Source organism: Campylobacter concisus (assembly GCF_002913765.1).
GTDB classification, from domain to species: Bacteria; Campylobacterota; Campylobacteria; order Campylobacterales; family Campylobacteraceae; genus Campylobacter_A; species Campylobacter_A concisus_BB.
Window position 1 is genome coordinate 138,833 of record NZ_PPCH01000014.1, and the last position, 26,606, is coordinate 165,438.

The window sequence follows — 26,606 nt, forward strand, 5'->3', positions numbered from 1 at the left end:
TAGCAAATTTAAATGATTTTTTAGTTAAATAAACATATTAGAAATAAAATTTGAATATTATAAATTAAATTTGCAGTTCACTACGTTTCTTTACTATCTCTACCCTATTTATATCCTCAAATTTGATCTTAGTTTTTACGATCATGAGGGTTTTATCTTTGAAATTTACATCCGAAACTAGGCCGCTAGTTTTTACGTAAGTAAAGCCGTTGTGGTAGCTCACACGCACTTCGTCAGCTATCTTTATCTCGCTTATCTTTTTTAAAATTTCATCGATCTTGCTCTCATCAAGCTCTAGTTTTTCGCATTTTTCTCGCTCTTTTTGACGCAAGGCTCGCTCTAATGTTGAGAGAGGATTAAACGAGCTAAAAATTTTCGCCCTATCTTTACTCACCGCTCTTGTGCCCTCCGATCTTTTTGTTTCTATCTTGCCCAGTCGCCTCTGGCAGCAGGTCGATCGCGCGCAGGATTGAGTTTTTACCAAATTTCTCTTTTATCAAATTTAGCGACTTTAGCACCGCTTTTTCTTTGGCGTCATCTTCAAATAGGCTAAACTCAACCAAATTTTCTTTTACCACATCGTTTGCCGATATGCTTATTTGCCTGATTAGCCCAGCATTTTTTATCTTGTTTAAAAGTAACTCTTCAGCCGCACTCATCAGCACGCTTGAGATGTTTGTTGGTGTTTTAAACCTCACGCTCGCACGTTGCTGAGGCTCGAGCTTATCGGCAAATCTCACATTTATCGTTAGCCCACTCGCCCTCACATCTTTGTTTATGAGCCTAAGCGCGAGCCTGTCAGCCATCTCTTTTAGCACGATCACCGCCTCGCAGCGCTCGTAGTCTCTAGGCAAAATTTCCGAGCTAAAGTAGGACTTTGTGCTTGGTTTATAGGCCTTTATCTCAGCTATCGTCGTTGGCTCTATGCCGTTAGCGTGATCTATCGTGATGTAAGCATCGACGCCAAAAATTTTTTCAAGCAGGCTTTTTGGCGCATTTGCGATATCTTTCATGCAAAAGATACCGCATTTTTCGAGCTTTAGCCTAGTTTGCTTACCGATACGCCAAAAGTCACTTAGCGGCTGATGTGTCCAGAGCTGCTTTTTATAAAGCTCTTCGTCAAGATAGGCGATGCCGTCATCTTGGTGCTTTGCTAATATATCAAGCGCGATCTTTGCGAGGTATAAATTTGTCCCCATGCCACAAGTCGCCGTCACGCCAGTCGTTTTTAGTATCTCATCCATCATCATCTTTGCCATCTCTTTTGCGCCAAGAGCGTAAAATTTCAAGTAAGAAGTGAGGTCTATGAAACACTCATCGATCGAATAGACGTAGATGTCCTCTTTGGAGACATATTTTAGATAAATTTCATAGATCCTTGCGGCGTAGTCGATGTAAAACTGCATCCTAGGTGGCGCGATGATAAATTTGATATCTCTTGGTATCTCAAAGAGCCTGCAGCGGTTTTTCACCCCTTTTGCACGAAGCGAAGGGCTAACAGCTAAGCAGATGCCGCCACTGCCACGACTAGCATCAGCCACGACTAGATCGGCCTTAAATGGATCAAGCCCACGCTCGACGCACTCAACCGAGGCGTAAAAGGACTTTAGGTCGATAACGGCGTAAATTTTGCTCTTTGGATTTTCATTTTTCATGAGAGGATTATAGATGAAATTTGGTAAAAGTTAGTTTGTAAATTTTGTTTGAAATGGCTTAAAATTTTAATAAAAATCTTTTAGAAAAAGGCTAAATTTTAGTGCAAAGACCCAGCACCAAAGATACCGCCTCCACTCACAGCTAAATAACTCCGTAATCAGAAACTATGCCAAGCTGAGCGCAAAAGAGCCGATGCTTATAAATTTAAATGAAGCCAAGAAAAAGGCATCGCGACTGGCGACGTGGTGAGAGTATTTAACGACAGGGGCGAATTTTAGTCGGCGCGATCCCAGAGCACATCATCGCCATCTGCGAAGGCGCATGGCATGATCCTGAAGTACTAAGCAAAAGAGCCTTTGCAAGCATGGCTGCGTCAATGTCCTAACTTGCGACAAAGGCACATCTGGCACCACTCAAAGCAACTGCGGACGCGGGGTCTTAGCAAATTTAGAAAAATTTAAAGGTGAGATCAAGTTGGTCGCTGCGTTTTCTAAACCAAAAATTTTGCAATCTTTGTAGAATTTATAGAAATTTAGCCATCGCTTGGGGGCTAAGTCAAATTTAGCCGTAAATTTTCTTTAAATTTTCAAGCTTCGTGCTTGCATTTAGTAGGAGCATATCAGCAAGAACTAGCCTTATCATCGCGGTTGCGACGACGCTGCCACGTATGCCTATGCAAGGATCATGCCTGCCTCTTAGCTCAAAATCCACCGCCTCGCCAGCTAAATTTAGCGTCTTTTGCTCTTTAAATATCGAAGGCGTTGGCTTAAAATGGCTCTTTAGTATGATCTCTGCGCCGCTACTTATGCCACCAAGTATGCCGCCAGCGTTGTTGCTCAAAAAGCCAAGCTCGTCCATCTCATCGTTGTTTGCTGAGCCAAGCATAGAGCTTACATTTACGCCAGCACCGATCTCTACGGCTTTTACTCCGTTTATGCCCATTAAGGCCGCCGCTAGAGCGCTATCAAGCCTATCGTAAAGTGGCTCTCCAAGACCAGCTGGCACTCCTTTAGCCACGCTTAAAACCACAGCTCCTACGCTATCATGCTCGCTTCTAGCTTTATTTACCGCCTCTTTCATCGCCTCCTCGTTGCCAAGGGCGTAAATTTGCGAGTTTTGTGCAAAAGCAAAATCAATCTTGTCGCTAACAACCTTGCCAATGCCAAGCACGCCGCTTAAAACTTCTATCTTAAATTCATTTAAAAGTAGCTGTGCAAATGCCCCACCAGCGACCCTTACTGCAGTCTCTCTCGCACTCGCACGCCCGCCACCTCTGTGATCTCTGATGCCATATTTTTTAAAATAGGTAAGATCAGCATGCCCAGGGCGGAAAATTTCACGTAAATTTTCATAGTCATTTGACTTTTGGTTGTTGTTAAAAATGGCAAAACCTATCGGTGCGCCGGTGCTCATGCCATCAAAAACGCCGCTAAAAATTTCTATCTTATCGGCCTCATCTCTTGCCGTTGTGAAGCTGCTTTGCCCAGGACGACGCTTATCAAGCTCGCTTTGGACGAAGTCTGCATCGATCTTTATCCCAGCTGGCAGGCCGTCTATCACGCCTCCGATCGCCACCCCATGGCTCTCGCCAAAGCTAGTTAAGGTTAGTTTTTTGCCAAATGTATTCAAAATTTATCCTATTTTTTAATTTTTTCTAGTGCGATTTTTGCTGCTAGCTGTTGGGCTTGCTTTTTCGAGCTTCCAACGGCACGTGAAATTTCTTTGCCATTTAGTAGCAAGGCTATCTCAAATTCTTTCTTGTGATCAGGGCCAAAAGAGCCTATGAGCTCGTATGTTGGTATGACGCCAAGAGTCGCTTGAGTGACCTCTTGAAGGGCTGTTTTGTAGTCCTTTTCAAGGTGCGCAAAGTCGATCTGCGGATAGCAAAGCTCAAGCAAGGCGATTGAAATTTCTCTAACTTTATCAAGTCCAGCCTCAAGGTAGATAGCGCCCATCACCGCTTCAAATGCGTCACTTAAAATGCTATCTTTCTCGCGGCCGCCGTTGTTTTCTTCAGCTTGGCTAAGCCTTAAAAACTCGCCCATTTTTAGCCGTCTAGACATATTTGCAAAGCTTTTTTCATTGACAAGCGCGGCTCTTAGCTTGCTCATATCGCCCTCTGCGATTTTGCTAAATTTCTTAAAAAGATACTCAGCCACGAGCAGATCCATCACCGCATCGCCCAAAAACTCAAGCCTCTCGTTGTTTAGCGCCTGCTTAGTGCTTTTATGCGTTAGCGCCTCTTCTAAAAGCTCACTTTGTTTAAATTTATAGCCAAGATTACGTTCAAATTCTTCTAAATTTTTCATATCTTTTTCTCATCTTTTATTTTTAATGCCTCGTCTCTTGCCATCTGGTCACACTCCTCGTTTTCAGGGTGCCCAGCGTGCCCCTTGACCCAGCTAGCCACGACTTTATGTGGCTTTGAAATCTCTAAATACTCCTGCCAAAGCTCGACATTTTTTACGTTTTTAAAATTTCTCTTTTGCCAGTTTGCAAGCCACTCATTTATGCTATTTACCACGTATGAGCTGTCTGTAAAAAGCCTTACCTCGCAGGGCTCTTTTAGCGCTTTTAGCCCCATTATCGCAGCTTTTAGCTCCATTTGGTTATTTGTCGTATATGCCTCACCGCCACTTGCTTTTTTCTGCGCTTCGTTAAATCTCAAAATGTAAGCCCAGCCGCCAGCTCCAGGGTTTCCAAGGCACGAGCCGTCGCTAAAAAGTGTTACTATCTTCACTTGGTTTTTCTGTGATGTGGGATAAAATTTTGACACTTCCTAGCTCGTGGCAGACCGGACAGCGGTAAAAGTGCATAGGAAATGAGTTTTTGCAGTTTTTGCAAACGTAGTTAAAGCTTAGTCCAGCTGCTTCAAATTTAGCGTCCTTTAGCCTTTTTATGACATTTAGCTCAAAGCCGTAAATTTCACATGGACCTTCTATATCGCCCCTTGCGTAAAAGAGTGATTTGTATTTTGCATCGTCTAAATTTATAGGCGTTTTTAGGTTGTAAAGTAGATCAAGCACATCTTCAAATTTGGCAAAATCTTTTAAATTTTCTAAATTTTCATTGTGCCTTATAAAAAGCGCTAAGATCATACGCTTTAAAAGCTCAAAATTTTGACTAAGGTGTGAGAGAATTTCTACCTTTTCGTTAAAGCTTAAATTTCTATCATCAAGCGTGCTAATCGCCTTTATATAGGCCTTTTGATCTTTTACATTTGTCCCTAGCTCTTCAAGCGAATTTAGCGCATAAAGAGCTTCTTTGTAGTTTTTAAGCTTCTCATCTATCATCGTTAAAAAGCGCAGTGCGAGGACATTTCTAGGGCTTAGCTCAAGCGCTTTTTCAAAGACTTCGCTAGCTTTTTTTAAAAATCCAGCCTTAAAATAGACCTCCCCAAGCTCGTTTAGGATAAATTCCTTCTCGTTTTTATCTTTTACCTTTTCAAGTGCGATGAGATAGACGCCGATTGACTTTTCAAAGTCGCCATTTTTAGCAAATGTCTGACCTAACATGCTAAGGCTTGGTATATCTACTTCTGGGCTTTTTAGCATCTGCTTGTGCTCGTCGCTTATGCCATCTTTGCTGTCAAATTTCTTTATAAATTTCTCGATGCGTTTTTTCTCATCTTTACTTGAAAATATGCCCCAAGCGTAGCTTAAAGCAGCGATCATCAAGATGATACTAAATAGAATAATAAGGCTAAATATCGGATCTCTGTGTCCAATGAAAAAAATATCCACGCTAACACTTTGTAATAAAATTTTACTTTAATTATAACAAAGCAGTTGTATAATTTTGCTTATGATAGATCCAAAATCCATTGAAAAATTAAAAAACCAAATAGACATTGTTAATATCATCGAGCAGTATATCCCTGTCAAAAAGATGGGCTCAAGCTACAAGTGTGTCTGTCCGTTTCATGACGACAAAAACCCGAGCATGAGCATAAATCAAAACAAGCAGATGTATCACTGCTTTGCCTGCAAAGCTGGCGGAGATGCGGTTAAATTTGTGATGGATTATGAAAAGCTAACTTACCCAGAGGCGATAGAAAAGATCGCTCAAATTTCAAATTTCAGCCTTGAATACACAAACGACAAGGTGCCAACGCAAAAAGAGAATAAGCACATTTTAGAAAAGGTAAATGCCTTTTATAGAAGTGAGTTTTACAAAAACGAAGCGGCCGTTAGATATATCAAGTCGCGTGGCATAAATGATGCGATGATAGAGAAATTTGAGCTTGGTTGGGCTGGGGATAGTAAAAGCACCATTAGACTTTTGCAAAATGAAAACATAGAGCCCAAAGAGGCGCTTGAAGTTGGCATCGTAAAGCAAAATGAAAAGGGAATTTACGCTAGTTTCATCGAGCGCATAACCTTTCCTATCTACTCGCACACGACAAGACTTGTTGGCTTTGGCGGTAGAACGATCTCAGATCACCCTGCAAAATATGTAAATTCGCCCCAAAGCTCGGTATTTGACAAGTCAAAGCTGCTCTATGGCTACCACCTTGCTAGACAAAGCATCTTTGAGAAAAATCAGATAATAATAACTGAAGGCTATCTAGATGTCATCATGCTTCACTACGCTGGCTTTACAAACGCTGTTGCGGTTCTTGGCACAGCACTTACTACAAGCCACTTGCCACTTTTAAAAAGGGGCGAGATAAGCGTGGTGCTTTGCTTTGACGGAGATGGCGCTGGTATAAATGCAGCCATAAAGTCAGCTCACCTGCTAAGCATAAATAAAATAGATACAAAAGTAGTCATCATAAGTAACGGCGCAGATCCCGCTGATATGGTCTTTGCAGGCAAGATAAAGGAGCTTAATGAGCTCTTTGGCTCAGGCGAGGATGCGGTGAAATTTTATATAGAAAAGATCATGCAAAAGTATGACATCACGCGCTCAGTGCAAAGAGATAACTGCCTAAGTGAGATAAAAGCCTATATGGACGAGCTTGGAGAGGAGATAGCAAGCTCGTATGTGACCGAGGTAGCGGCAAAATTTAACCTCACTCCACAAAGCGTGGCAGATAGGTTTGGGCTAAAGCAGAAGCCAAAAAATGAAGCTAAATTTAAAAGAGAATTTAGAAAAAAAGATAAAGATGAATTTAGCAACTCTGTCATGGTAGATGAGGTGCCAGCTGTGATGAACAAAGACCCGCTTGAGTTTGCACTTTTTAAAACCATGCTAAATAACCCAAACTACAGAGATGAGATACTCTCAAAGCTTGGTGCTAGATACTTTATAAAGCATCCTGAGTATCTAAACGCCATCCTTTATAGATACGACGTGAGCGACGAGCAGATGGTTAGAGAAATTTTAATGGACGAAAATATCCATGAGATCACCGATGCAACCACTTTGCAAAAGGCTATTTTAAATATGCAAATCGCCTTTTATGAGAACGAACAGCAAATTTTAAAAGGCTCAGACAACCCAAATAAGATAGAAATTTTAGAAAAACTGCTATTTATCATCAAAGATCTCAAGACTCAGCTTTATAAAATTTAAAAACTCACACTTTTTCAGCTTCAAATCATAAAACAAAATGTAAAATGCTTAAAGTAATAAATCTTTTTAAGATTGGCTTTATATTTTAAGGATTTATGATGATAGACGCTAAAAGATTTGAGAGAAATTTTAACGCTATAAGCGAGTTTGGAGCGCTAAAAGGTGGTGGGCTAACAAGGCTAGCCTTTAGCAAAGATGACCTTGAAGCAAGAAAATTTCTTATAAATTTGATAGAAAAAAATGGCTTTAAACTTAAAATTGACAATGTCGGCAACATCTACGCCATCTATGATGAAGGCTGCGAGGCGGACGCGAAGCCAGTTTGCGTGGGCTCTCACATAGATAGCGTGCCAAATGGCGGCTTTTATGACGGCACACTTGGCGTCATGGCTGGTCTTGAGGCGCTAACTGCGATAAAAGAGGCTGGCATCAAGCTAAAGCGCCCACTTTGGCTCATAAATTTCTGCTGTGAGGAGTCAAGCCGCTTTAAGACAGCCACTATCGGCAGCAAGATAATAAGCGGCAAACTAAGCCAGCAAAGGCTTCATGAGCTAAAAGATGAAGATGGCATCTCGCTTTTTGAGGCGATGAGCGCGGCTGGGTTTAAACCACAAAATTTAGATGAAGCCATCCTAAAAGAAAACTCCCTACACGCCTATCTTGAGCTTCACATCGAGCAAGGTCCAGTGCTTGAGCGAAGCGCTATAAGCGTTGGCGTGGTAAGCGGGATTGCAGCTCCTATTAGATTTGAGATCACAATACAGGGCAAGGCTGATCACAGCGGCGCAACTCCTATGAATATGCGCAGTGACGCCCTGCTTGCCGCTTCACACATCATAATCGCAGCCAATAAATTTGCCAAAAACAAAAAAACAGCCGTCGCAACCGTTGGCTACGTGCATGCAAAACCAGGCGTTTTAAACGTCGTGCCAGGTGAGGCAAGGCTTGGTGTTGATCTAAGAGATATCGATAAGGCTAGCTTAGAGGAGTTAAATTTAGAGCTTAGAACTTTTGTGGGTGAGCTAAGCCGTGAGCTTAAATTTAGCTACGAGATAAGAGAGCTAAGTAGCGACGAGCCAGTAAAACTAAGCGAACACGCCATAAATTTGCTTGAAGATGAAGCCAAAAAGCTTGGTATAAAAACGCTTACTTTGCCAAGCGGGGCTGGGCATGATGCGATGAATTTAATAAAGCTAGCAAGTAGCGTTGGCATGCTCTTTATCCCTTGCGTGGATGGTATCAGTCACAACACCAAAGAGGCGATAAATTTCAAAGATGCAGTAGCCGCAACTAAAATTTTAACAAATGCGCTAATAAGACTTTCAAACGAGGAGTAGTCATGGACAAAATAGCAAAATTAGCACTATCTTTAAAAGAGGATATGATCAAAGATCGCAGATACTTTCACTCGCACCCAGAAACTGGCTGGTTTACCTTTTTTACGACTGCGGTTTTGGCAAAAAGGCTTAGCGAGCTAGGCTATGAGGTGAAGCTTGGCGAAGAGGTTGTAAAGAGCGATGCAAGGCTTGGAGTTGGGAGCAAAGAGCAGTGCCAAAAGGCGATCGAGCGAGCAAAAAGCCTTTTAAATCCTGACGAGGCAAAATATCTTGAATGCATGAAAGATGGCCTAACTGGCTTAACAGCCTTCATCGATACAAAAAGACCTGGTAAATTTAGTGCATTTAGATTTGACATTGATAGCGTTGATGTGACAGAGAGCGCAGAGGCTGCTCATAGACCTTGCAAAGAGGGCTTTGGCTCAGATATCGCTGGTATCACGCATGCTTGTGGGCACGATGGACACATGGCGATGGGTCTAGCGCTTGCAAAGCTGATCGCTAAAAATTTAGATGATTTTAATGGCAAATTTAAATTTATATTTCAAACAGCAGAAGAGGGCACAAGGGGCGCTGTGGCTATGGAGGCTGCTGGGGTGCTTGAGGGCATCGAGTACCTACTTGGCGGACATATCGGCTTTCAAGCAGAAACAAATGGCGGCATAGTTTGTGGCACAAATAAATTGCTTGCAACATCTAAATTTGACGTGCATATCACTGGCCGTTCAGCTCACGCAGCAGGAGCGCCGCAAGAGGGAGCAAACGCCCTTTTAGCCGCTGCTCAAATGGCTCTAAATATGCATGGCATCACAAGGCACGCAAAGGGCGTGACTAGGATAAATGTGGGCGTTTTAAGAGCAGGCGAGGGCAGAAACGTTATAGCACCAAACGGCTATCTAGCCTGCGAAACAAGGGGCGAGGATACAAATTTAAATGAATTTATGTATAAAAAATGTATGGATATCGTAAAAGGCGTGAGTGAAATTTATGATGTCCAGAGCAAAGTCGTGATGACTGGTGGCACAAGCGGAGCAAATAGCGACAAAGAGGTGACTGAAATTTTCTATGAAGCAGCAAAGCAAAGCCCATTTATAGATGATGATAAGATCGTTAAAGAGCTTGACTTTGGCGCTTGCGAGGACTTCGCTCACTTTATGAGAGCTTTGCAAGATAGGGGCGCAAAGAGCGGATATATGATGATCGGTACAAATTTAAAAGCAGGCCATCACAACAGCAAATTTGACTTTGACGAGGAGTGCTTGGTCGCTGGGGTTGATATCTATCTAAGGGCTGCTTACAAACTAAATGGAGCTAAAAAATGAAAAATGCTTTACTAATCAGCGCTTCAAGCTACCAAGATACTGGCTACTTGAGACACTGCAAAAACTGGGTTAAGGACTTCTTGGGCGAGAGCGGCAAGGAGGAAATTTTATTTATCCCTTACGCTGGAGTTAGACGAAGTAATGACGAATATGAGCAAAAGGTCATAGACCGCCTAAAAAACAAAAATATAAAATCAATCCACCACTACGAGGATAAAATTTCAGCTATCAAAAACGCTAGCAGTATCGCAGTTGGAGGCGGAAATACCTTCATGCTACTTCATATGCTCTATAAGCTAAATTTGATTGAGCCTATAAAAGAGGCTGTGGCAAACGGCACAAAATACTTTGGTTGGTCAGCTGGCGCAAATATCGCTGGCAAGACGATGATGACGACAAATGATATGCCTATCATCATGCCAAAGTCCTTTGATAGCCTAAATATCTTCCCATATCAGATCAACCCACACTTCATAAGTGGCAAACTAGCAGGTCATAACGGCGAGAGCAGGGAGGAGAGGCTAGAGGAGTTTTTGATAGCAAATACAAAAGATACTATCTATGCTTTGCCTGAGGGCACGGCTTTGCTTATAGAGGATAGCGAGGCTGAGGTCATAGGACACAGCGAAATTTTAAAATTTGAGTATCAAAAAGAGATAGAAAAAATAGAAGTTGGAACTAAATTTAAAATCTAAACAAGGAGAGAGGTATGGAAACATTCAAGCTAATTGCTGCCATTCTTGGCATCGTTGCAGTTGTAGCACTTCTAGTCTTAAAAAAAGAGACAAGAACGGTGCTAATAGGTGTTGGTTTGGTGCTTTGTATAATCGCACTAAAACCGATGGGGGCACTAAGTGCTTTTACTGACTATATGACTAAAGCAGGGCTTATAAAGGCTATTTGTGCGAGTATGGGTTTTGCTTTCGTTATGAAATATACAATGTGTGATAAGCACCTTGTTGCGCTTCTTACAAAGCCACTTAGAAACGTGGGATTTATCTTGATCCCTGTAACAACCGTGCTAACTTACTTTATAAATATCGCTATCCCTTCAGCTGCTGGCTGCTCGGCTGCTGTTGGCGCGACGCTTATACCGCTTCTAATGGCCTCAGGCGTTCGCCCTGCGATGGCTGGTGCGGCTGTTTTTGCAGGCACATTTGGCTCAGTCCTAAGCCCAGGCTCTGCGCACAACATATATGTGGCTGACCTTGTTAAAAAGACAGTTGCAAACTACACAGTTCAAGACATCATAAAAGTGCAAATTCCTAGCGCATTTACAGCTCTAGCTATCGTAGTTGTCATGCTAACTATCGTCGCAATATTATTTAAAGACTATCAAAAAGGTACAAATTTCACTCTTGAAAGCGGTGCCGCAAGCGAAGAGAAGTCAGCGTTTAAAGTAAATTTGATCTACGCTCTTATGCCACTTGTCCCACTTGTCATCTTGGTTATCGGCGGAACAAGCCTAGCAAAAGACTACAGCTTTTTGGCATGGACAAAGATGGGCGTTGCTGAGGCGATGATACTTGGTGCTATCATAGCTATCTTTGCTACGCTTACAAACCCACAAAAGATCACAAAAGAGTTCTTTAACGGCATGGGTCACGCTTACGCTGATGTTATCGGTATCATCATCGCAGCTGGCGTCTTTGTCGCAGGTCTAAAGGCGTGCGGAGCTGTTGATGTGGTCATAGCGTGGCTAAAAACCGATCAAAGCTACGTTAAATTTGGCGGAACATTTGTGCCATTTATCATGGGTATAGTTACAGGCTCAGGCGACGCTGCTACATTTGCATTTAACGAAGCTGTCACAACAAATGCTGCTGCTCTTGGCTTTGAGCAAGATAAGCTTGGTATGGCTGCAGCTATTGCAGGCTCACTTGGACGTTCAGCTTCTCCGATCGCTGGAGCTGCTATCGTTTGTGCTGGTATCGCTATGGTTAGCCCAGTCGAGCTTGCAAAAAGGACATTTTTAGGTATGTTTCTCTCTGTTGTGGCGATCGCATTTTTCGTCATCTAAGGATGAAAGATGGATATCGTAGAGAGATTTATAAACTATACGAAATTTAACACCACGACAAATAAAGAGAATGGATTAAAAGGCATCATGCCTTCTAATCCAACCGAGTACGAGCTGGCTCTTTTTATAAAAGATGAGCTTGTCTCGCTTGGTATCAAAGATATCATCTTGCAAGATAGTGCTATCTTGATAGCAAAGATCCCCCCAAACTGCGAAAATGCTCCAAGTATCGCCTTTTTTGCGCACTTAGATACAAGTAGTGAGCAAAAAAACGACACAAAAGCGAAGATAGTAAAATACACAGGCGGTGACATCTGTCTAAACGAAGAGCAGGGAATTTACCTTAAATTTAGCGACAACCCAGAGCTTAAAAAATACGTTGGCGACGATATAGTCGTGACTGACGGCACTAGCTTGCTTGGTGCTGACGATAAGGCGGCGATCGCTAGTATCGTAAATATGGCTAGCTTTTTCATGCAAAATCTTGATGTAAAGCACGGCAAGATCGTGATCTGCTTCGTACCAGATGAGGAGCAGGGCTTACTTGGGGCAAAAGCACTTGATGTAAATTTACTGGGAGCTGACTTTGGCTACTGCTTAGACTGCTGCGAGATAGGCGAGCTAATATATGAAAACTGGAACGCAGCTGACTGCACGATGGTCTTTAAAGGCGTTTCGGCTCATCCGATGAACGCAAAGGGCAAACTTGTAAATTCGCTACTTCTTGCGCATAAATTTATCTCGCTTTTGCCAGGCGGCGAAGTGCCAGAGTGCACCGAGGGCAAAGAGGGCTACTTTTGGGTGAAAGAGCTTAGCGGAAACAGCGCAAAAACGACGCTCAAGATCGACATTAGAGAATTTGACGAGGTGAAATTTCAAAAAAGGCTTGAGTTTTTAAGTGAGATGGCAAATTCTTTTAATAAAATTTATGGAGATCGTTGTGAGATCACGCTAAAAACACGCTATGAAAACGTCTTTAAGTTCTTAAAAGATAAAAACTCACTGCCTATAAAACTAGCAAAAGATGCCTTTAGTGAGCTAAATATCACGCCAAACATAAAGCCGATGCGAGGCGGATATGACGGTGCTGCGATCTCTGCAAAGGGCGTACCAACGCTAAATTTATTCACAGGCGGAAATAACTTTCACTCAATCTTTGAGTACTTGCCAGTTAGCAGCCTAAAAGCCGCAAGCGAAGTCATTAAAAAAATCGTAATTAACGCTGCTAAATAAACTTCATAAAAGCCTAGATTTAGTAAATTTAGGCTTTAAATTTTACTTTCAGGACAAAAATGAAGGCTTTAGCTTTGTTTAGCGGAGGGCTTGATAGCATGCTCTCTATGAAAATAATAAGCGATCAAAACATCGAAGTGGTCGCGCTTTATATGGATACTGGATTTGGCGTAGATGAGGAGAAGCACGAAGTTTTAAGGCGCCGTGCAGCCTTGGCTGGGGCTAGCCTAAAGGTGGTTGATATGAGAAACGAGTATCTTCGTGATGTGCTTTTTAACCCAAAATACGGCTATGGCAAGCAATTTAACCCTTGCATCGACTGCCATGGATATATGTTTAAAACCGCTCTTAATATGCTAAAAAGCGAAAATGCAAATTTTATAATCACAGGCGAAGTCGTAGGACAAAGGCCGATGAGCCAGCGAAGAGACGCACTTTTTCAGGTCAAGCGCCTAGCTGATGACGAGGATGATCTAGTGCTTCGTCCGATGTGCGCTAAGCTCTTGCCACCAACTAAACCAGAGCGCGAGGGCTGGGTCGATAGAGAGAAGCTACTTGACATAAGCGGGCGCGATAGAAAGCCACAACTTGCTTTAGCAAAGAAATTTGGCTTTGAGGACTTTGCAACGCCTGGAGGTGGGTGTTTGCTAACGATCGAGAGCTTTGCAGTCAAGATAAAAGACTACTTGAAATTTGATAAAGAGATGCGAGATATCGATGTCGTGTGGCTAAAGCTTGGTAGGCATCTGCGCTTGGTAGATGGTGCTAAAATGATAATAGGGCGTGACGAGAGCGACAATAACGCACTTTTGGCTCATCCAAATGATAAATTTGAGCAGGTTAAATTTAAAGAGAGCGATGACATCGTGGGAGCTGTTAGCTTCATAAGCAAAAACGCTAGTAAAGCTGACAAAGAGCTTGCTGCAAGGCTCGCGCTAGCTTATACAAAAGCTAGCAAAGATGATGAATTTGAAGTTAGCATCGCTAATGAAAAATTTATCATCAAACCTGAAGATAAAAAGCTAGCACAAGAGTTTTTTGTGAAGTAAGTTTAAATTTGCAAAGGAATTTGATCTAAATTTCTTTGCAATATCTAAAATTTTATAACTATTTCAAACCCCCACAAAATCTAAATTTGTAAAATTCCCAGTCATAAATATGTCACAACTGTACCAAAGTACAATGGTTTGATTTTGATAAAACCGCTAAATTTAGGAAAAAATTTAAAAAGGGAGATGCATGTCAAAGGAAATAGGCGTAGTAAAAAATGTAACGCAAGGAAGCGTAAAAGCCGTAAGCCTAACAGGCGAAAGCAGAGAATTAAAAGTAGGTGACATAGTATATCAAGGAGAAAAGATAGTCACTGAATCAACTGACGCAAAAGTAGTAATAGCAAAAGCAGATGGAAAAGAAATAAGTCTAATAGGCAAAGACTCAATAAATTTAGACCAAAGTGTAGGTGAAAATTCTCAAACAACAGCAGATATCACTTCACTTCAAAAAGCAATCTTAAGTGGTGAAGGTTTAGCTGGTTTAGAAGAGACTGCAGCTGGTGGAAACCAAGCTGGTGGAAACGCTGGAGGTGACGGAGTAAGTCTTGGTGCTGCTAGCTTTGCACAGGGTGGTCACTACTCAAATATAAGTGCGAATTTTAATAACCTTGGTGACCTAGGTGCTACATTTGAAGCTCCTGTTAGCTCAGTTGGCGGCGGACAAAGTGAAAATTTAGGTGACGGCGCGGCTACTGATAACGTAGTACCACCACAACCATTGCCACAACCACCATTGCCACAACCATTGCCACCACAACCATTGCCACAACCAAATGGAATAATCAAAATCCCACTCTCAGCTCACAAGGGCGAGGACCCATCGGCTGAACTACTACCGGCATTTACAACAAAGATACCTAGCGGATATAGCGTGCAAAAGCAAGGTGATGGCAGAAGCTATCTAGTGCCTGATGATGGTGTGAATGAATTTACATACAATAATGGCTGGTATGTGAGCAATGACGGCCAGCTAGCTATCGGACAAGATGAGGCTAAAAAGCTAGCAGTAACGAGCAACGCAAACGAGGGCAACTACCCAGACGATGGCACAGTAGCAAAGATAGTAGCTCCGAATGCACAGCTAAACGTTTTTGGCTCAGATATCAACGATGAAATAGTTGTAGATAATGCTCAGATAAATAATGTTTATGGCGGTGTTGGTGCTGATAAAATTTCAGGTATAAATTCTGCAAAGCTTAGCAACATCTCTGGTGGCTCTGGCGATGACGTGATCGATCTAAACAAAACTACGATCACTGGCATGGTTGTGGGCAACGAAGGCGACGATACTATAAATGTAGATAATGGCTCAAAAGTTGCTAAAAGTGTATATGGAAACGACGGAAAAGACACTATAACGATAGATAATAACTCTGTTGTTAGCAAGAATGTATTTGGTAACGCTGGCGAAGATACGATAGTAGTTCAAGGCGGTGCTAAGGTAGATGGCTGGGTGCTTGGCGATACAAAGACTAAAAATGATATGCATGAAAAACAGGTAAATCCATTACTAGATATAACAGATAATGGTGCTGGTAATGACACCATAAAAATAAGTGGCGCAGGAACTAGCGTGAAATATATAGGCGGCGGAAATGGCGATGATACTATCACAGTAGAAAAAGGCGCACGTGTCGTACTCATCCAAGCAGACGAGGGCGATGACACCATAACTGTAACTGGTGCTGGCACATTCACAAGCGCAGTAAATGGCAGAGGTGGCGACGATACTATCTTGGTTAGCGACCAAGCAACGGTTGAAGGCATAGTTGGTAGATGGGGCAATGACGACATAACTGTAACTGGTGCTGGCACTACCGTGACTGAATATGTACAAGGCAATGAAGATGCTGATACTATTAGAATTTTAGACGGAGCTACTGTAAATCAATATGTAAGCGGCGGTCGCGGCGAAGACCCTAATGTATATGGCGGCGCTCAAGACTCTGATAAAAATACAGTGATCATCAAAAATGCCACAGTAAAAGGTGACGTAGAGGGCAGCACTCGCGGTGGCGATAGTGAGATCGAAATTTCAGGCTCAACAATAAACGGCAAGATAGTTGGCTCTAGCGACGGCACAAAAGCTAGCAAGCTTACCATAGAAGACGGTTCTGTGGACTTTAGTAAGGTTGAGAAAATAACAAACCTTGAACTTGGCGGAGCTGATAAAAATTTAAATATCACACTAACTAAAGATGATATCTTTAGAAACAATGAGCTGAAAATAGACGGCGAAGAAGGCGATAAAGTAACGTTAACTGGCGGCTTTACAGAGGTTGGCTCACATGATGGCTACAGAACATACGCAGCAACAGGCTCTACGATAAGCGTAGATATCAAAGAGGATGTCGTTGTAACTCTATAATAAATTTGGTCTAAAAGGGAAACCTTTTGGACCGAAAACTTTTTTCTAAATCTACACTCAAATTTTAAAAATATCAATCAAATTTCATTTCTTTGTCAAATTCTTATTAAATTATAAAAATATATTATGCTTAAATTGCATATTAAGGTAATTATATATTATTTGAAAGTTAAATATAAAAATATATATTTTATAAAGGAATAAAAATGAAAAGAATTTTCATCGCTTTTTTGTCGCTGCTAATGGCATCTATGCTAAATGCAGCCGAGTTTAGAGATGTCAAAGATATCTCTGGTGATATCGTCAAAGTCCCTGTAAATGTGGAAAAGATCGCCACACTTTGGTACGCAAACAACCAGATCGTTTTGATGCTAGGTGGGGCTGATAAGATAGTGGCGACCACCGATCTTATTAAAAATAATAAGTGGTTTGCGCATGTGTATCCTAAAATTTCAAGCATACCAAACGGCGTAAATGGCAAGAGTTTGCAGGCTGAAGAGCTAGTCAAACTAAACCCTGACATCGTCATAGCCGCTGATAAAAACAACAAAGAAGAGCTACTTAAAAATGGCTTTACCGTGCTTTATCCGTCATTTACAAATCACGCTGATATGAAAAAGAGCGTATCCATCATGGCTGAAGTCATAGGTGGTGACGAACCAAAGATAGCTGAGAAATTTAATGAGTATTTTGACGGCAACCTCAAAAGAGTGCTAAGTAAAACAGATAAGATCGCTGAGATAGAAAGACCAAAAGTGCTTCACATAGCTGATGGTAAGAATTTGCTTAAGGTTGATGGCACAAATACGATCATAGATGAGTGGATAAGAGTTGCAGGTGGCCAAAATGCGGTTTCAAAAGCTGGAAATATGCTGGAGCTTAATGCCGAAGAGATCATAAAGATAAACCCAGACGTGATCATCATAGGCAGAGCCAAAGCACCAGAAATTTTAAAAAAACTATATGAAGATCAAGTCTATGCCGGTACAAACGCTGTCAAAAACAAAAAAGTCTATGTAAATCCAGCTGGCGTCTTTAGCTGGGATAGATACGGCGCTGAGGGGGCTTTACAAATTTTATGGGCGGCAAAGACCTTGCATCCTGAGCTTTTTAAAGATGTGGATATAACGGATGAGACAAAGAAATTTTATAAAGAGTTTTTGCACTACGACCTAAGCGATAAAGAGGTTGGCTACATCTTAAATGGACTAGAGCCAGAGGGTAAATAGAATATAGTTAGTATAGTTACAACGTTGGAGCTTTTTGGTTGTTTTTATAATTTTTAGTATTATTTTGGGTATTAAGTAAAGGATAAAAATGCAAACCATACAGGCAAATTTCACAGCTAGCATAAGCGAGCTAAAAAAGTCTCCAGCTCAAATTTTAAAACAAGCTGGAGATAATGTCGTAGCTATACTAAACCACAATGTCCCTAGTGCATATCTAGTGCCTAACTCTGTCTATGAAAAAATGACAGAGATAATAGAATAGTATCATCTAAGTAAAGCGGTAGATACTGCTTTAGCAAGTGGTGAAAAACCAGTAAAAGTAAGTCTAGATGAGCTATGAGTGTGATTTTTGCCAAGTGCCTTAAAAGAGTGGCAAAAGCTTGACAATAGCATAAAGGTGCAGTTAAAAAAGAAGCTAAGTGGGCGTCTAGAAAACCCAAAGGTTGCCAAGGACAAGCTACTAGGCTATGAAGATGTCTACTTGAGATAAAATTTATTTATCAGTAAAAATAAAAGCAAATTTATAGAAAGCATCTTGTAAAATAAAACAATCCTGAAAAAATGTACCGCTTTTTATAAAAACTGTACCATACTTTTAGGAAATTTTAAAGAAATGGAAACTGCAAAAAGAGCAGTTATAGTATCGATAAGTAGGACATCTATGGTGTCACGGGGAGACTTGAACTCCCGACCTCCGGCTTATGAGATAAATTTTTAAATATCGCTTAAAGCCTTGCTACATCGCCATTACAAACAACTTTTTGTCATAAGCACTAGTCAAGTGTTCCACTTTTGTTCCACTACAAATCCATGGTACATCTAAAAAACCGCAATGGAATTTATTACTACCGAAGCGTCATCGCACCAAACGCAAGAAAAGTTTTAAAATGCTCAAGAGAGCTAAGTTTCTCCTTGGGGACTTATTCCTTATTAAAAGCCAGAAAATCTGCTAGAATCTATGATAGATATATTTATCTCATAACAAAGGCGGTGGATATGAAGCTAAATCAAGGAATTATAGATTCATTAGTTGATAGTTTTATGCAAGCAAAGATCGATAAGAGTATAAAAGAGCATTCACTTTATGATAAAAAGATAGATATTGACTTTGCAGATGCGCTAAATAAGCATTTTAAAGAGGCTTTAAAAGATAATGCCTTTCCTGATTTGCTTAATAAAAGTAATGAGACTTTAAATGGCATGGCTAAAATTTTATCTAATAGTCCAGATGAAGCCATAGACCAAGATGATAAAGCTAGTATAGCTCAAACCCTGCTAGAAAAACACATATTGTCCCTAAACTACCTAATATCAAAGCTTGATAAGAGCACAAACCTTGTGTCTAAAAGACTTAAATTTTTAAGCAAACAAGATGAAAGTTATAAATTTGAGCCAAATGATATGGAGAGCTTCCAAGATAATATCAATGCTCTAGATGAAGCAAATGGGCTACCTCTTAAAAAAGAAGATATCAAAAGTCTAGCTAAAAATTTCTCACATGCCATAATGGCAACTGCTGAGCAACAATACGGACTTAACACTCCTTTTAAGCTAGTAAAAACAAAAGGTGATGAGAGGAACGTAGAGCAGATACTAACTAGCGATAGCCATCTAATAGGCAAACGCATAAAAGTAGGAGATAGTAGCTTTGGCATGGGTAGCTTAAACGATGAGGCGGTCCAAGAATACGAGATAGTGCCATGTTCTCCTAGTCAAAAAAAGATAGAGAGCAGGGAGATCATCACACTAAAAGTGGCATTTGAAAATTTTACAGCTAACACTAGCGTTAGTCAAAAGTGGTCAAGTAGCACTATGGATCTGGTAAATATCGTAGGCAATATATTGTTTAAATTCTTTCATCCAAGCAAAGATATCACAGCCATATCACGAGATGATCTGCTTAAATTTAGAAATACTTTGTCTCTCATACCAACCAAGCTAAACCAAAAAGCCAAATATAAAGATAAAAGCCTAGAGCAGATAATACGCATAGGCAAAAACGATGCCAAGCTATCGCAAGTAACCATACAAAAATATATGATAAGAGTAGTGCAGTTTTTTAAGTATTGCTACAACAGCGACTACATAAGTAAGAGCATCGTAAATGACTTAAACATAAAAGTAGAGATAAATCCGATGGAGCGTAAGGTTCTGCCTTATAGCAAAGAAGAGGCTAATGCTATCTTTAAAATAGTCCAAAATTTTAAAGAGACCAACAAGTCACCAAGTAAGCGCATAAGTGCAAATGATCTATACTATATAACTATGATAGCAGCATATAGTGGCATGAGGATAAACGAGATAGTTCAGCTAAGAGCACGTGATATCGTGCAACACAATAATGTGCTTTGCTTTAGTGTAAATAGAGATGATGGTAAGAGTACCAAAAATATAAACTCCATAAGGCTTGTGCCAGTCCATAGCAAGCTAATAGAGCTTGGACTAATGGAGTTTGTAAAACAAAGAGCTAGTGCAAATAAAAGCATCTTCAAAGTAAGTAACAAAGACTTTTCAGAAATTTTTAGATCACAAATACAACGAAAGCTAATAAGCAGCGACAAGCAAAAGACTTTTTACTCATTTAGGCACTACTTTATAGATACGCTTGTCCAACAAGAAGTAGAGCCAAATATCATAGCTCAAATAGTAGGACATGAGAAGCAGTATAAAATTTTACTCGGAACATATGCTACAAATATAAATACTAGTGTTTTAAAAGCAAAAGTAGAAATGGTGTGCTATTAGATATTAGACGTATGGTTTATATAGTGGATACATACTTCCTTTTATAAACCATAATCTATTACATGATTTTATACTTAATCCTTTATATTATGCTCTTTAGCATAGCTTAATATCTTTTGCCTAAGATCTTCAGGGAAGCTATCTCTATACATCACTGGTGTTAAAGGGTTTAGCTTTTTATCTAATTTACCAGCCTCATATAGTCTTGTTAGCTCTTCTGGTGTGTTGTAGTATGGTGCATTTGGATATCCCTCTGGTGGAGTTAGGGACATTATTTTAGCTTCTAGGAGATTAATGTCTCTATTCAAAATTACTTGCCTATATTCTTGATCGTCTGGTTCAGCTACGTCAAAAGGAAGCATTTCATCTTTTAGGACGTCTTTCATTTTTGTCATAAATTCTTCTCTTGTAGTCTCATTTGCATCTAGGTCTCTAGGGTCTAATAATTTACCTTCGTCTTCAACGAGTTTTCTAAAATACCGCATAACCCTACCATCAGTATCAAGTGCAAGTCCTCTATTAAAATCCATCACGAAATAGCTACCTACTATCTCATCTAGATAAGGCATCATTCCATATTCATCTAGTGGGGGATTTTTAGCTAGTTTTCTAAATTCTTCCGCCATTTGTAAATTTGTATTTAGACCTATATCATAAGTAGTATATTCAAAAAGATCACCTAAAAAATCTAAAGCCTTTACTACTCCTAGCTGGGCTGCTAAGAAAATTCTTTGATAATCCCTTGCTTTAAATCCTGCTTCATTTCCATGTGAAAACCCCATAGGATCTCCAAGTATTCCTGCACACATTCCCCACTCTGCTGAAAAGAGCATTGATTTTAATGTGCCTTTATGAGCATTTACTTCATCATAAATTTCAGCATATTCTGGTTTAGTTAGTTTGCCATTACTATCTACTCTGCCTATTGCATCATCTGGGATATCTATCATAGTACATTTTAGATTACTTCTTTTTACTAGATAGATATATCTATCTCTCTTATCTTTTAAGCTTTCATAGTAAGCTTTTTCTGTCTTAGTCCATGGAGATAGTTTATTTGAGCTTGCTTTATAGCTAATGTCTAGCCATGGTTTAAATGATAGATAGTCTGTTTGACCTAGAGAGTTTGGTTTAGGGTTATAGTATAGTGGTTTATAGTTTTTATATGGGGATGAGTCTAGGATGGAACGGGCTTCCAAGAGATACTTGGACTGAATTTCTAAGTATTCCTTATTTGTCCTAGGTTTTTTATAATTGTCATTGTTTGGTATCATTAAATTTGTCTTTTTATCAAATGGTATTTCCATTCCATTTGGAGCTATAACTGTATATGTATTAGTATTATCCATTAAATTTTCTTTACTCATTAAATTTCCTTTATTTATTATTAATAGTGATCCTGCTACTAAAAGAGCTATGATGATAAATATAATCTTCTTCATCTCTTATCCTATATATAGACCATCTTCCATAACTATGGTGGTGGCTAAACGACCTACTAGGCGAGGAGGGATAGATGATGTGGTTTGAGTACTCTTGTCTTTTCTATCTGACGATCCGAACTCCTTACACCCCACATATATCCCTTTTATGTTATTGTTACCTATGATATCAAGAGCCTCTACTAGATCTCTTGATAGGTTGCGGTGAGTATTGCCATAGTTGGTGTTAAAAATTCCTAGTCTAAGCATATATATAATATTTGCAGCCTCTTGATAGGCATCTATGGCATAAGACAAACCACCCCTATCTTGACTATTACCTTTTCTATAAGCGTCATACACCTCTTTCTCCTCTTTAACATCTAAATTTAGCTCCCTTATCTCTACATCAGATTCAGTGTATCTACTTCTAGCATATTTAAAGTAGTTTGCATCTATCTCATTACCAGCTCCTCTTAGCTCATCTAAACATAGATAGGTACTAAGGTTATTTAGTGCTAGTTTAGAAGCTAGGTTAAAAGATAGTTTGTTTTTCTTATGGTCTATGTCGTAGTATATAAATGAGTTATAGTCTAGTCCTCCACTACTTATATTAGCTCCTAGAAATAGTCTATTTAAATTTAGGCTTATATAGTTTTGATAGATCATTACTGGATAGTAACAATAGCTATTTGTACTATTTTTATCATAAGCTTCTTTTATGGACATAGGTTTATATGAGATATTATTTAGTGCATATGCTTCATTAAATTTATATGTATATCTTGTGTGCATTATCTCGTTATAGTTCTCTTCTAGCTTTTCGTATGAGGTTTTCCAGAGTTCTAATGCACCACTAACCATAGAAGCACCTATGCTCTTACCTAGTGATCCTGCATAATCTTTTATTAGTCTCTTTATCTCTTGAAAATCTGTATAGCTAAACCTATGAGTATATCTCATAAAGGTATATGTTGTGATCTCTGTATAAGTTATACTTAGTTTATAATACTCCATCGCCATATGAAGCCTAAATGCATTCGAAGCTTGAATGATTAGATTAAGCTTTGAATGTTGTAAAACTACACTTGTAGTTCTTAGGCTTGTTATTAGCAAGACATATCTATCTATCTCTTTAGTCTTTCTTGCGCCAAGTAGGCTTTTTACTAAATTTAATACCCCAAGCTCATCAAGAAATGTTTCTCTTAGTGCCTTTGCATCTTTATTAAATATATAAGAGCCAAGTGATTCATATATCTTAGATATGCCATCTTCACCAACAAATTTTGAAAGTGGAAATACCTCTTCTATAGTAGTTTTTACTAATAATGAGGTTACCTCTTTATTTATATCTCTATCATTACTATATGCTATATCTTTTAAGTTTATAGCCTCTTTTAGAGTGTTTTTATTCTTAGCAGCTATAGCCTCTTTTATAGTAGCTTCATCTTTTTTATAGTTATCATCTATCTTGTCAGCTTGTTCTATAAGAAGTTTCATTAGATCTTTTTGCAAAGGATCTTTGATATCTGCATTTTTACCAACTTCATTTTCTGTTAAAAGCTCTTCAACGCTAACTACATCCTTGTTATTTACTCCATCCATATATTTAGAAATTTCTTCTATACATAGATACTCACCACTTTTTAGACCACTATTTTTTACTGAGTCTTTGTAGAAAAATAACTTTAAATCTCTATCAAAAACTCTTATTATAGAGTTTGAGTGTAGGGCTTTTATTTCATCATCTTCTATTACTATATATTCATCACCATCTTTAATGCTTTTCTTTATCATTTTTTTTGAATAGCTTTTAGTTATTATAAAGTAAGCTACGCCAAGAGATAGTGCCTCTATGAAAGAGTAGCGTTTTGGGAGGGTTTGTATTATACGTTGCATTTGTGATTGGTATTCATCTGCGGTTGATGAGCCATTTTTTATATCATCTATAAGTTGGCTTGAGATATTGCTATTGTTATATGCTTCAGCCTCTCTTCTGTTTAAGGCGTTTTCATTTACCTTATCAAATACTGCTTTAAAAGAGAGAGTTACCTTTTTCATATACTCTTCTTCGCTTTTTTTGATCTTCTCCATATCATTTGGTTGCTTAACATAAGCATTTACGTGAGAGAAATTTGTCTTAAATAACTCTTCGTATTTGGTGTAATTATCAAGATAGTTAGTATCATCTTGATAGGCGATCTCTTTAAATTCTTCCCTTTTTTGCTCTATGTTGTCTATATATTTTTTATCTATCCTTGCAAATGGAGATAAATTTAAGACAAGAGTTGATTTATTGTTTTCTTTATTGATATTTATGCTGTACTGGCTGTAATCCTTAATAGGACTTAGGGTTTTTATGTCAGTAAATTTTTGTTTTACTAGGTTGGATTTGTTGGGTCTATTTAGCCCGTCTTCTATCACTTGATCTAGGCATTTACTTATTACTTCTTCTCTTAGCCCTGCACTTGATCTAAAAGGAGAATTTGAAAGAACGATATAGTTTTTATTTAAATTAGAAAAGTCCTTGCTATTCATCTCGTCGTTTGTAGATTTGCCGTTTTTGTTAGACTTATCTGATATTAGATTGGCTAGTTTTACGGAATTAAAATTTGAAGCGCAGATGAAATTTAGGTTTGCATTTAGTCCTTTTATTTGATCCTTTAGTCTTTTAAAGAGCGTATCATCACTAGAGCCAAAGCCTAAGTTTTTATTTACTATATCATAAGAGCAAACGTCCTTAGTGTGATCAAATACCGACAGATCATCCAAATGACCAAACACACTATATCCCTCATCTGCATTGCAATTAACCTCATTTAGGTTATTGTCGTCTCTAAAGTAGATATAGTCTAAATTTAGATGGGTAAAGTCTATAAAAAAGCCAGAATTAGAGGATTTATCTTGCTTAAATACTAATACATTGCAGCTTGAGTTTATATTTAGGGTATTTATAATAGAAGCAAATCTAGATGTGAAAAAACTAAGGATAGGTAAGGTTACGCCATAAAGAGATCTATTACTTTGATGCTCAACCATCTTGTAGGTTAATTTACTAAGCTCATAGAATAAAAAGCATCCGTTTGCCTTTTTAAGCGCTGCCTTTGGATCACTTAGATCAACTATGCTTAGTATAAAAAGAAATATTTGCTTTAGCAAAAACTCTCCGCTTTCTTTATTTAACTCGCTTAAATTCTTATCTAACTCTCTAAAACACTCTTCAATACTTTTTTCAAATTTAGCTCCATCTAGTCCCTCGCTAGATATCAAAGAGCTAGCATCACTTAGTAGATCATTTTTTAAGGTATTTAGGCACTCTTTTACAATATCTTTGGCGTCGTCGTAGTTGGATACTACGGTCTCAAACATATCATAAAAGCTTATAGCTTCTGTCTTTGTTTCACCCATGCTTTTTAGCAAATTTCTCTCATGCTCATCCTGAGCAGCTTCAAGTTCAGCTTCATATCTTGCTTTGCTTTTTATGGGGCTTATCTTCTCTTTTAAATTTGCAAAAAACTTGTCAACTGCACTCTTTTTATGGACAATCTTTACTGGTATATCTCTATATTCAAATTCTCTTATTCTATTTAGTTTGCTATCAGTAAAGCTCTCTTTATCTATATAAAAGTCAGATACGATCGACACATCTTTTTTATCTCTCTTCTTAGAAAATATTAGATTAGATATGATCTCATTAGCTATGCCGTTAGAGTACGATGTGAGTGAATTCAAACTAGATGTATAAAGAGTTACGCATTTCGCATCAGCCATATACTCTTTTATCTTTTTTAATGTCTCTTCGCAAGAGTAGGTTATATTTATTTCGTTGTTTTGCATATTAAGCCACCACTACTGTTTTAGATATTTTATTGTGATTGTATTTATAATATTATTAATTTATTATGGGATAAAGGAAGGTAGGAAATGTTTGATACTTGGGCTTATATTTTTTAGCTTGCCAAGTTAGTTAGATAAAGCCATCTAAATTACTAACACAATTATGCTATAATCATGTCATATTATTAAAAGGAAATAACATATGCCTCAAATAGTACCTATAAAAGAGCTTAGAAACACAAATGAAATTTCACAGCTATGCAATAGCAAGGATGAACCAATATTTGTAACTAAAAATGGTTATGGAGACTTGGTTGTGATGAGCATAAAGACATACGATAAGCTAGTAGCCACAGCCGATATAGATAGCGCCATCGCATCATCTGAAGCTAAGATAACAGCAGATACAAAGATGCTAGAAGCAAAAGACGTTTTTGCTAGTTTAAAAGATAAGTATCTTGAGTAAGTATAAAGTTCTGATCTCACCACAAGCTTATGAAGAGCTTGAAGCGATTTATAAATATATCGCACTATCTTTGCTCTCGTCAGGTGCTGCAAACTCTACGCTAGAGGCTATCAAAAATGCTATTCTTAGCCTAGATGAGATACCAAATCGTGGTGCTATTAGAAAAGTTGGCAGATATGCCAATATGGGCTATAGACAGCTATTTGTTAAAAACTATACAGTGATTTATAGGGTCAATGAAAAAAATAAGGCCGTTATAATCATCACTATTAGATATACGCCAAGCGCTTTTTAGACATACAACTTCAATAATATCTTTCTAAAAATAAATATCCACCTATCCTAATACTCTCTCATCTGCGAAAATATACATAACATCACATACTATACGTTACGTCACCTA

The 26,606-nt window shown here is 38.9% G+C and carries 21 protein-coding genes and 1 pseudogene; 14 read left to right on the plus strand and 8 right to left on the minus strand.

Annotation, left to right across the window (positions count from 1 at the left end):
* Positions 1–64: 64 nt before the first annotated feature.
* Positions 65–394, minus strand: a complete 330-nt coding sequence (locus CYO89_RS04415) for a YolD-like family protein (protein WP_103597275.1) — start codon at positions 392–394, stop codon at positions 65–67.
* Positions 387–1,655: a DNA repair protein gene (locus tag CYO89_RS04420; protein WP_103597276.1), complete on the minus strand. Its 1,269-nt coding sequence runs from the start codon at positions 1,653–1,655 to the stop codon at positions 387–389. The genes CYO89_RS04415 and CYO89_RS04420 overlap by 8 nt, the downstream gene beginning before the upstream one ends.
* A 115-nt stretch (positions 1,656–1,770) precedes the next feature.
* On the opposite strand from CYO89_RS04420, the pseudogene CYO89_RS10570 reads away from it, so the two are divergent.
* Positions 1,771–2,175: pseudogene (locus tag CYO89_RS10570) on the plus strand (molybdopterin dinucleotide binding domain-containing protein); the annotation flags it as partial.
* Between the two features lie 42 nt (positions 2,176–2,217).
* Here the strand turns inward: CYO89_RS10570 and aroC are convergent.
* The 4 genes from aroC to CYO89_RS04445 are packed head-to-tail and all read right to left on the minus strand — an operon-like array spanning position 2,218 to position 5,399.
* Positions 2,218–3,285 carry a chorismate synthase gene (gene aroC, locus CYO89_RS04430; RefSeq protein WP_103597277.1) on the minus strand — a complete coding sequence of 356 codons (1,068 nt, stop codon included), beginning with the start codon at positions 3,283–3,285 and terminating at the stop codon, positions 2,218–2,220.
* Between the two features lie 8 nt (positions 3,286–3,293).
* Positions 3,294–3,965 carry a ribonuclease III gene (rnc, locus tag CYO89_RS04435; protein ID WP_103570384.1) on the minus strand — a complete coding sequence of 224 codons (672 nt, stop codon included), beginning with the start codon at positions 3,963–3,965 and terminating at the stop codon, positions 3,294–3,296.
* Positions 3,962–4,396, minus strand: coding sequence for a ribonuclease HI (rnhA, locus tag CYO89_RS04440; RefSeq protein ID WP_103597278.1), 435 nt, complete (start codon positions 4,394–4,396; stop codon positions 3,962–3,964). The genes rnc and rnhA overlap by 4 nt, the downstream gene beginning before the upstream one ends.
* Entirely contained in the window at positions 4,374–5,399 is a 1,026-nt protein-coding gene (locus CYO89_RS04445; RefSeq protein ID WP_103597279.1) for a tetratricopeptide repeat protein, read from the minus strand. The genes rnhA and CYO89_RS04445 overlap by 23 nt, the downstream gene beginning before the upstream one ends.
* A gap of 61 nt (positions 5,400–5,460) precedes the next feature.
* On the opposite strand from CYO89_RS04445, the gene dnaG reads away from it, so the two are divergent.
* The 11 genes from dnaG (at position 5,461) to CYO89_RS04505 (ending at position 20,479) form a co-directional block, all read left to right on the plus strand.
* The gene (gene dnaG, locus CYO89_RS04450) at positions 5,461–7,173 is read left to right on the plus strand and encodes a DNA primase (protein ID WP_181001885.1); all 1,713 of its coding nucleotides are present in this window, start codon (positions 5,461–5,463) and stop codon (positions 7,171–7,173) included.
* A gap of 98 nt (positions 7,174–7,271) precedes the next feature.
* The gene (locus CYO89_RS04455; protein ID WP_103597281.1) at positions 7,272–8,510 is read left to right on the plus strand and encodes a M20 family metallo-hydrolase; all 1,239 of its coding nucleotides are present in this window, start codon (positions 7,272–7,274) and stop codon (positions 8,508–8,510) included.
* A gap of 2 nt (positions 8,511–8,512) precedes the next feature.
* Positions 8,513–9,832 (plus strand): amidohydrolase, encoded by a 1,320-nt coding sequence (locus CYO89_RS04460; RefSeq protein WP_103597282.1) that lies wholly within the window; start codon positions 8,513–8,515, stop codon positions 9,830–9,832.
* Positions 9,829–10,527, plus strand: a complete 699-nt coding sequence (gene pepE / locus CYO89_RS04465) for a dipeptidase PepE (protein ID WP_103597283.1) — start codon at positions 9,829–9,831, stop codon at positions 10,525–10,527. The genes CYO89_RS04460 and pepE overlap by 4 nt, the downstream gene beginning before the upstream one ends.
* A 14-nt stretch (positions 10,528–10,541) precedes the next feature.
* Entirely contained in the window at positions 10,542–11,852 is a 1,311-nt protein-coding gene (gene dcuC / locus CYO89_RS04470) for a C4-dicarboxylate transporter DcuC (protein WP_103597284.1), read from the plus strand.
* 9 nt (positions 11,853–11,861) lie between these two features.
* Entirely contained in the window at positions 11,862–13,085 is a 1,224-nt protein-coding gene (gene pepT / locus CYO89_RS04475; protein ID WP_103597285.1) for a peptidase T, read from the plus strand.
* 59 nt (positions 13,086–13,144) lie between these two features.
* Positions 13,145–14,134 carry an argininosuccinate synthase domain-containing protein gene (locus CYO89_RS04480; RefSeq protein WP_103597286.1) on the plus strand — a complete coding sequence of 330 codons (990 nt, stop codon included), beginning with the start codon at positions 13,145–13,147 and terminating at the stop codon, positions 14,132–14,134.
* A 190-nt stretch (positions 14,135–14,324) separates the two neighbouring features.
* Positions 14,325–16,505, plus strand: coding sequence for a retention module-containing protein (locus tag CYO89_RS04490; RefSeq protein ID WP_141090717.1), 2,181 nt, complete (start codon positions 14,325–14,327; stop codon positions 16,503–16,505).
* Between the two features lie 206 nt (positions 16,506–16,711).
* The gene (locus CYO89_RS04495; protein ID WP_103597289.1) at positions 16,712–17,734 is read left to right on the plus strand and encodes an ABC transporter substrate-binding protein; all 1,023 of its coding nucleotides are present in this window, start codon (positions 16,712–16,714) and stop codon (positions 17,732–17,734) included.
* Positions 17,735–17,822: 88 nt separating this feature from the next.
* Positions 17,823–17,996 (plus strand): type II toxin-antitoxin system prevent-host-death family antitoxin, encoded by a 174-nt coding sequence (locus CYO89_RS04500; protein ID WP_258032526.1) that lies wholly within the window; start codon positions 17,823–17,825, stop codon positions 17,994–17,996.
* A 734-nt stretch (positions 17,997–18,730) separates the two neighbouring features.
* Positions 18,731–20,479: a site-specific integrase gene (locus tag CYO89_RS04505; RefSeq protein ID WP_103597290.1), complete on the plus strand. Its 1,749-nt coding sequence runs from the start codon at positions 18,731–18,733 to the stop codon at positions 20,477–20,479.
* A gap of 74 nt (positions 20,480–20,553) precedes the next feature.
* On the opposite strand, the gene CYO89_RS04510 is transcribed toward CYO89_RS04505, so the two are convergent.
* Together CYO89_RS04510 and CYO89_RS04515 are read right to left on the minus strand one after the other, a co-directional pair.
* Complete coding sequence (locus CYO89_RS04510) at positions 20,554–21,921, minus strand: thioredoxin reductase (protein ID WP_103597291.1); 1,368 nt, start codon at positions 21,919–21,921, stop codon at positions 20,554–20,556.
* 3 nt (positions 21,922–21,924) lie between these two features.
* Positions 21,925–25,737 carry a hypothetical protein gene (locus CYO89_RS04515; protein WP_103597292.1) on the minus strand — a complete coding sequence of 1,271 codons (3,813 nt, stop codon included), beginning with the start codon at positions 25,735–25,737 and terminating at the stop codon, positions 21,925–21,927.
* Positions 25,738–25,939: 202 nt separating this feature from the next.
* Between CYO89_RS04515 and CYO89_RS04520 the strand changes: the two genes are divergently transcribed.
* The gene (locus CYO89_RS04520; protein WP_021086499.1) at positions 25,940–26,203 is read left to right on the plus strand and encodes a type II toxin-antitoxin system prevent-host-death family antitoxin; all 264 of its coding nucleotides are present in this window, start codon (positions 25,940–25,942) and stop codon (positions 26,201–26,203) included.
* On the plus strand, positions 26,196–26,498 hold the full coding sequence (locus CYO89_RS04525) for a type II toxin-antitoxin system RelE/ParE family toxin (RefSeq protein ID WP_103597293.1): 303 nt from the start codon (positions 26,196–26,198) through the stop codon (positions 26,496–26,498). The genes CYO89_RS04520 and CYO89_RS04525 overlap by 8 nt, the downstream gene beginning before the upstream one ends.
* Positions 26,499–26,606: the final 108 nt, after the last annotated feature.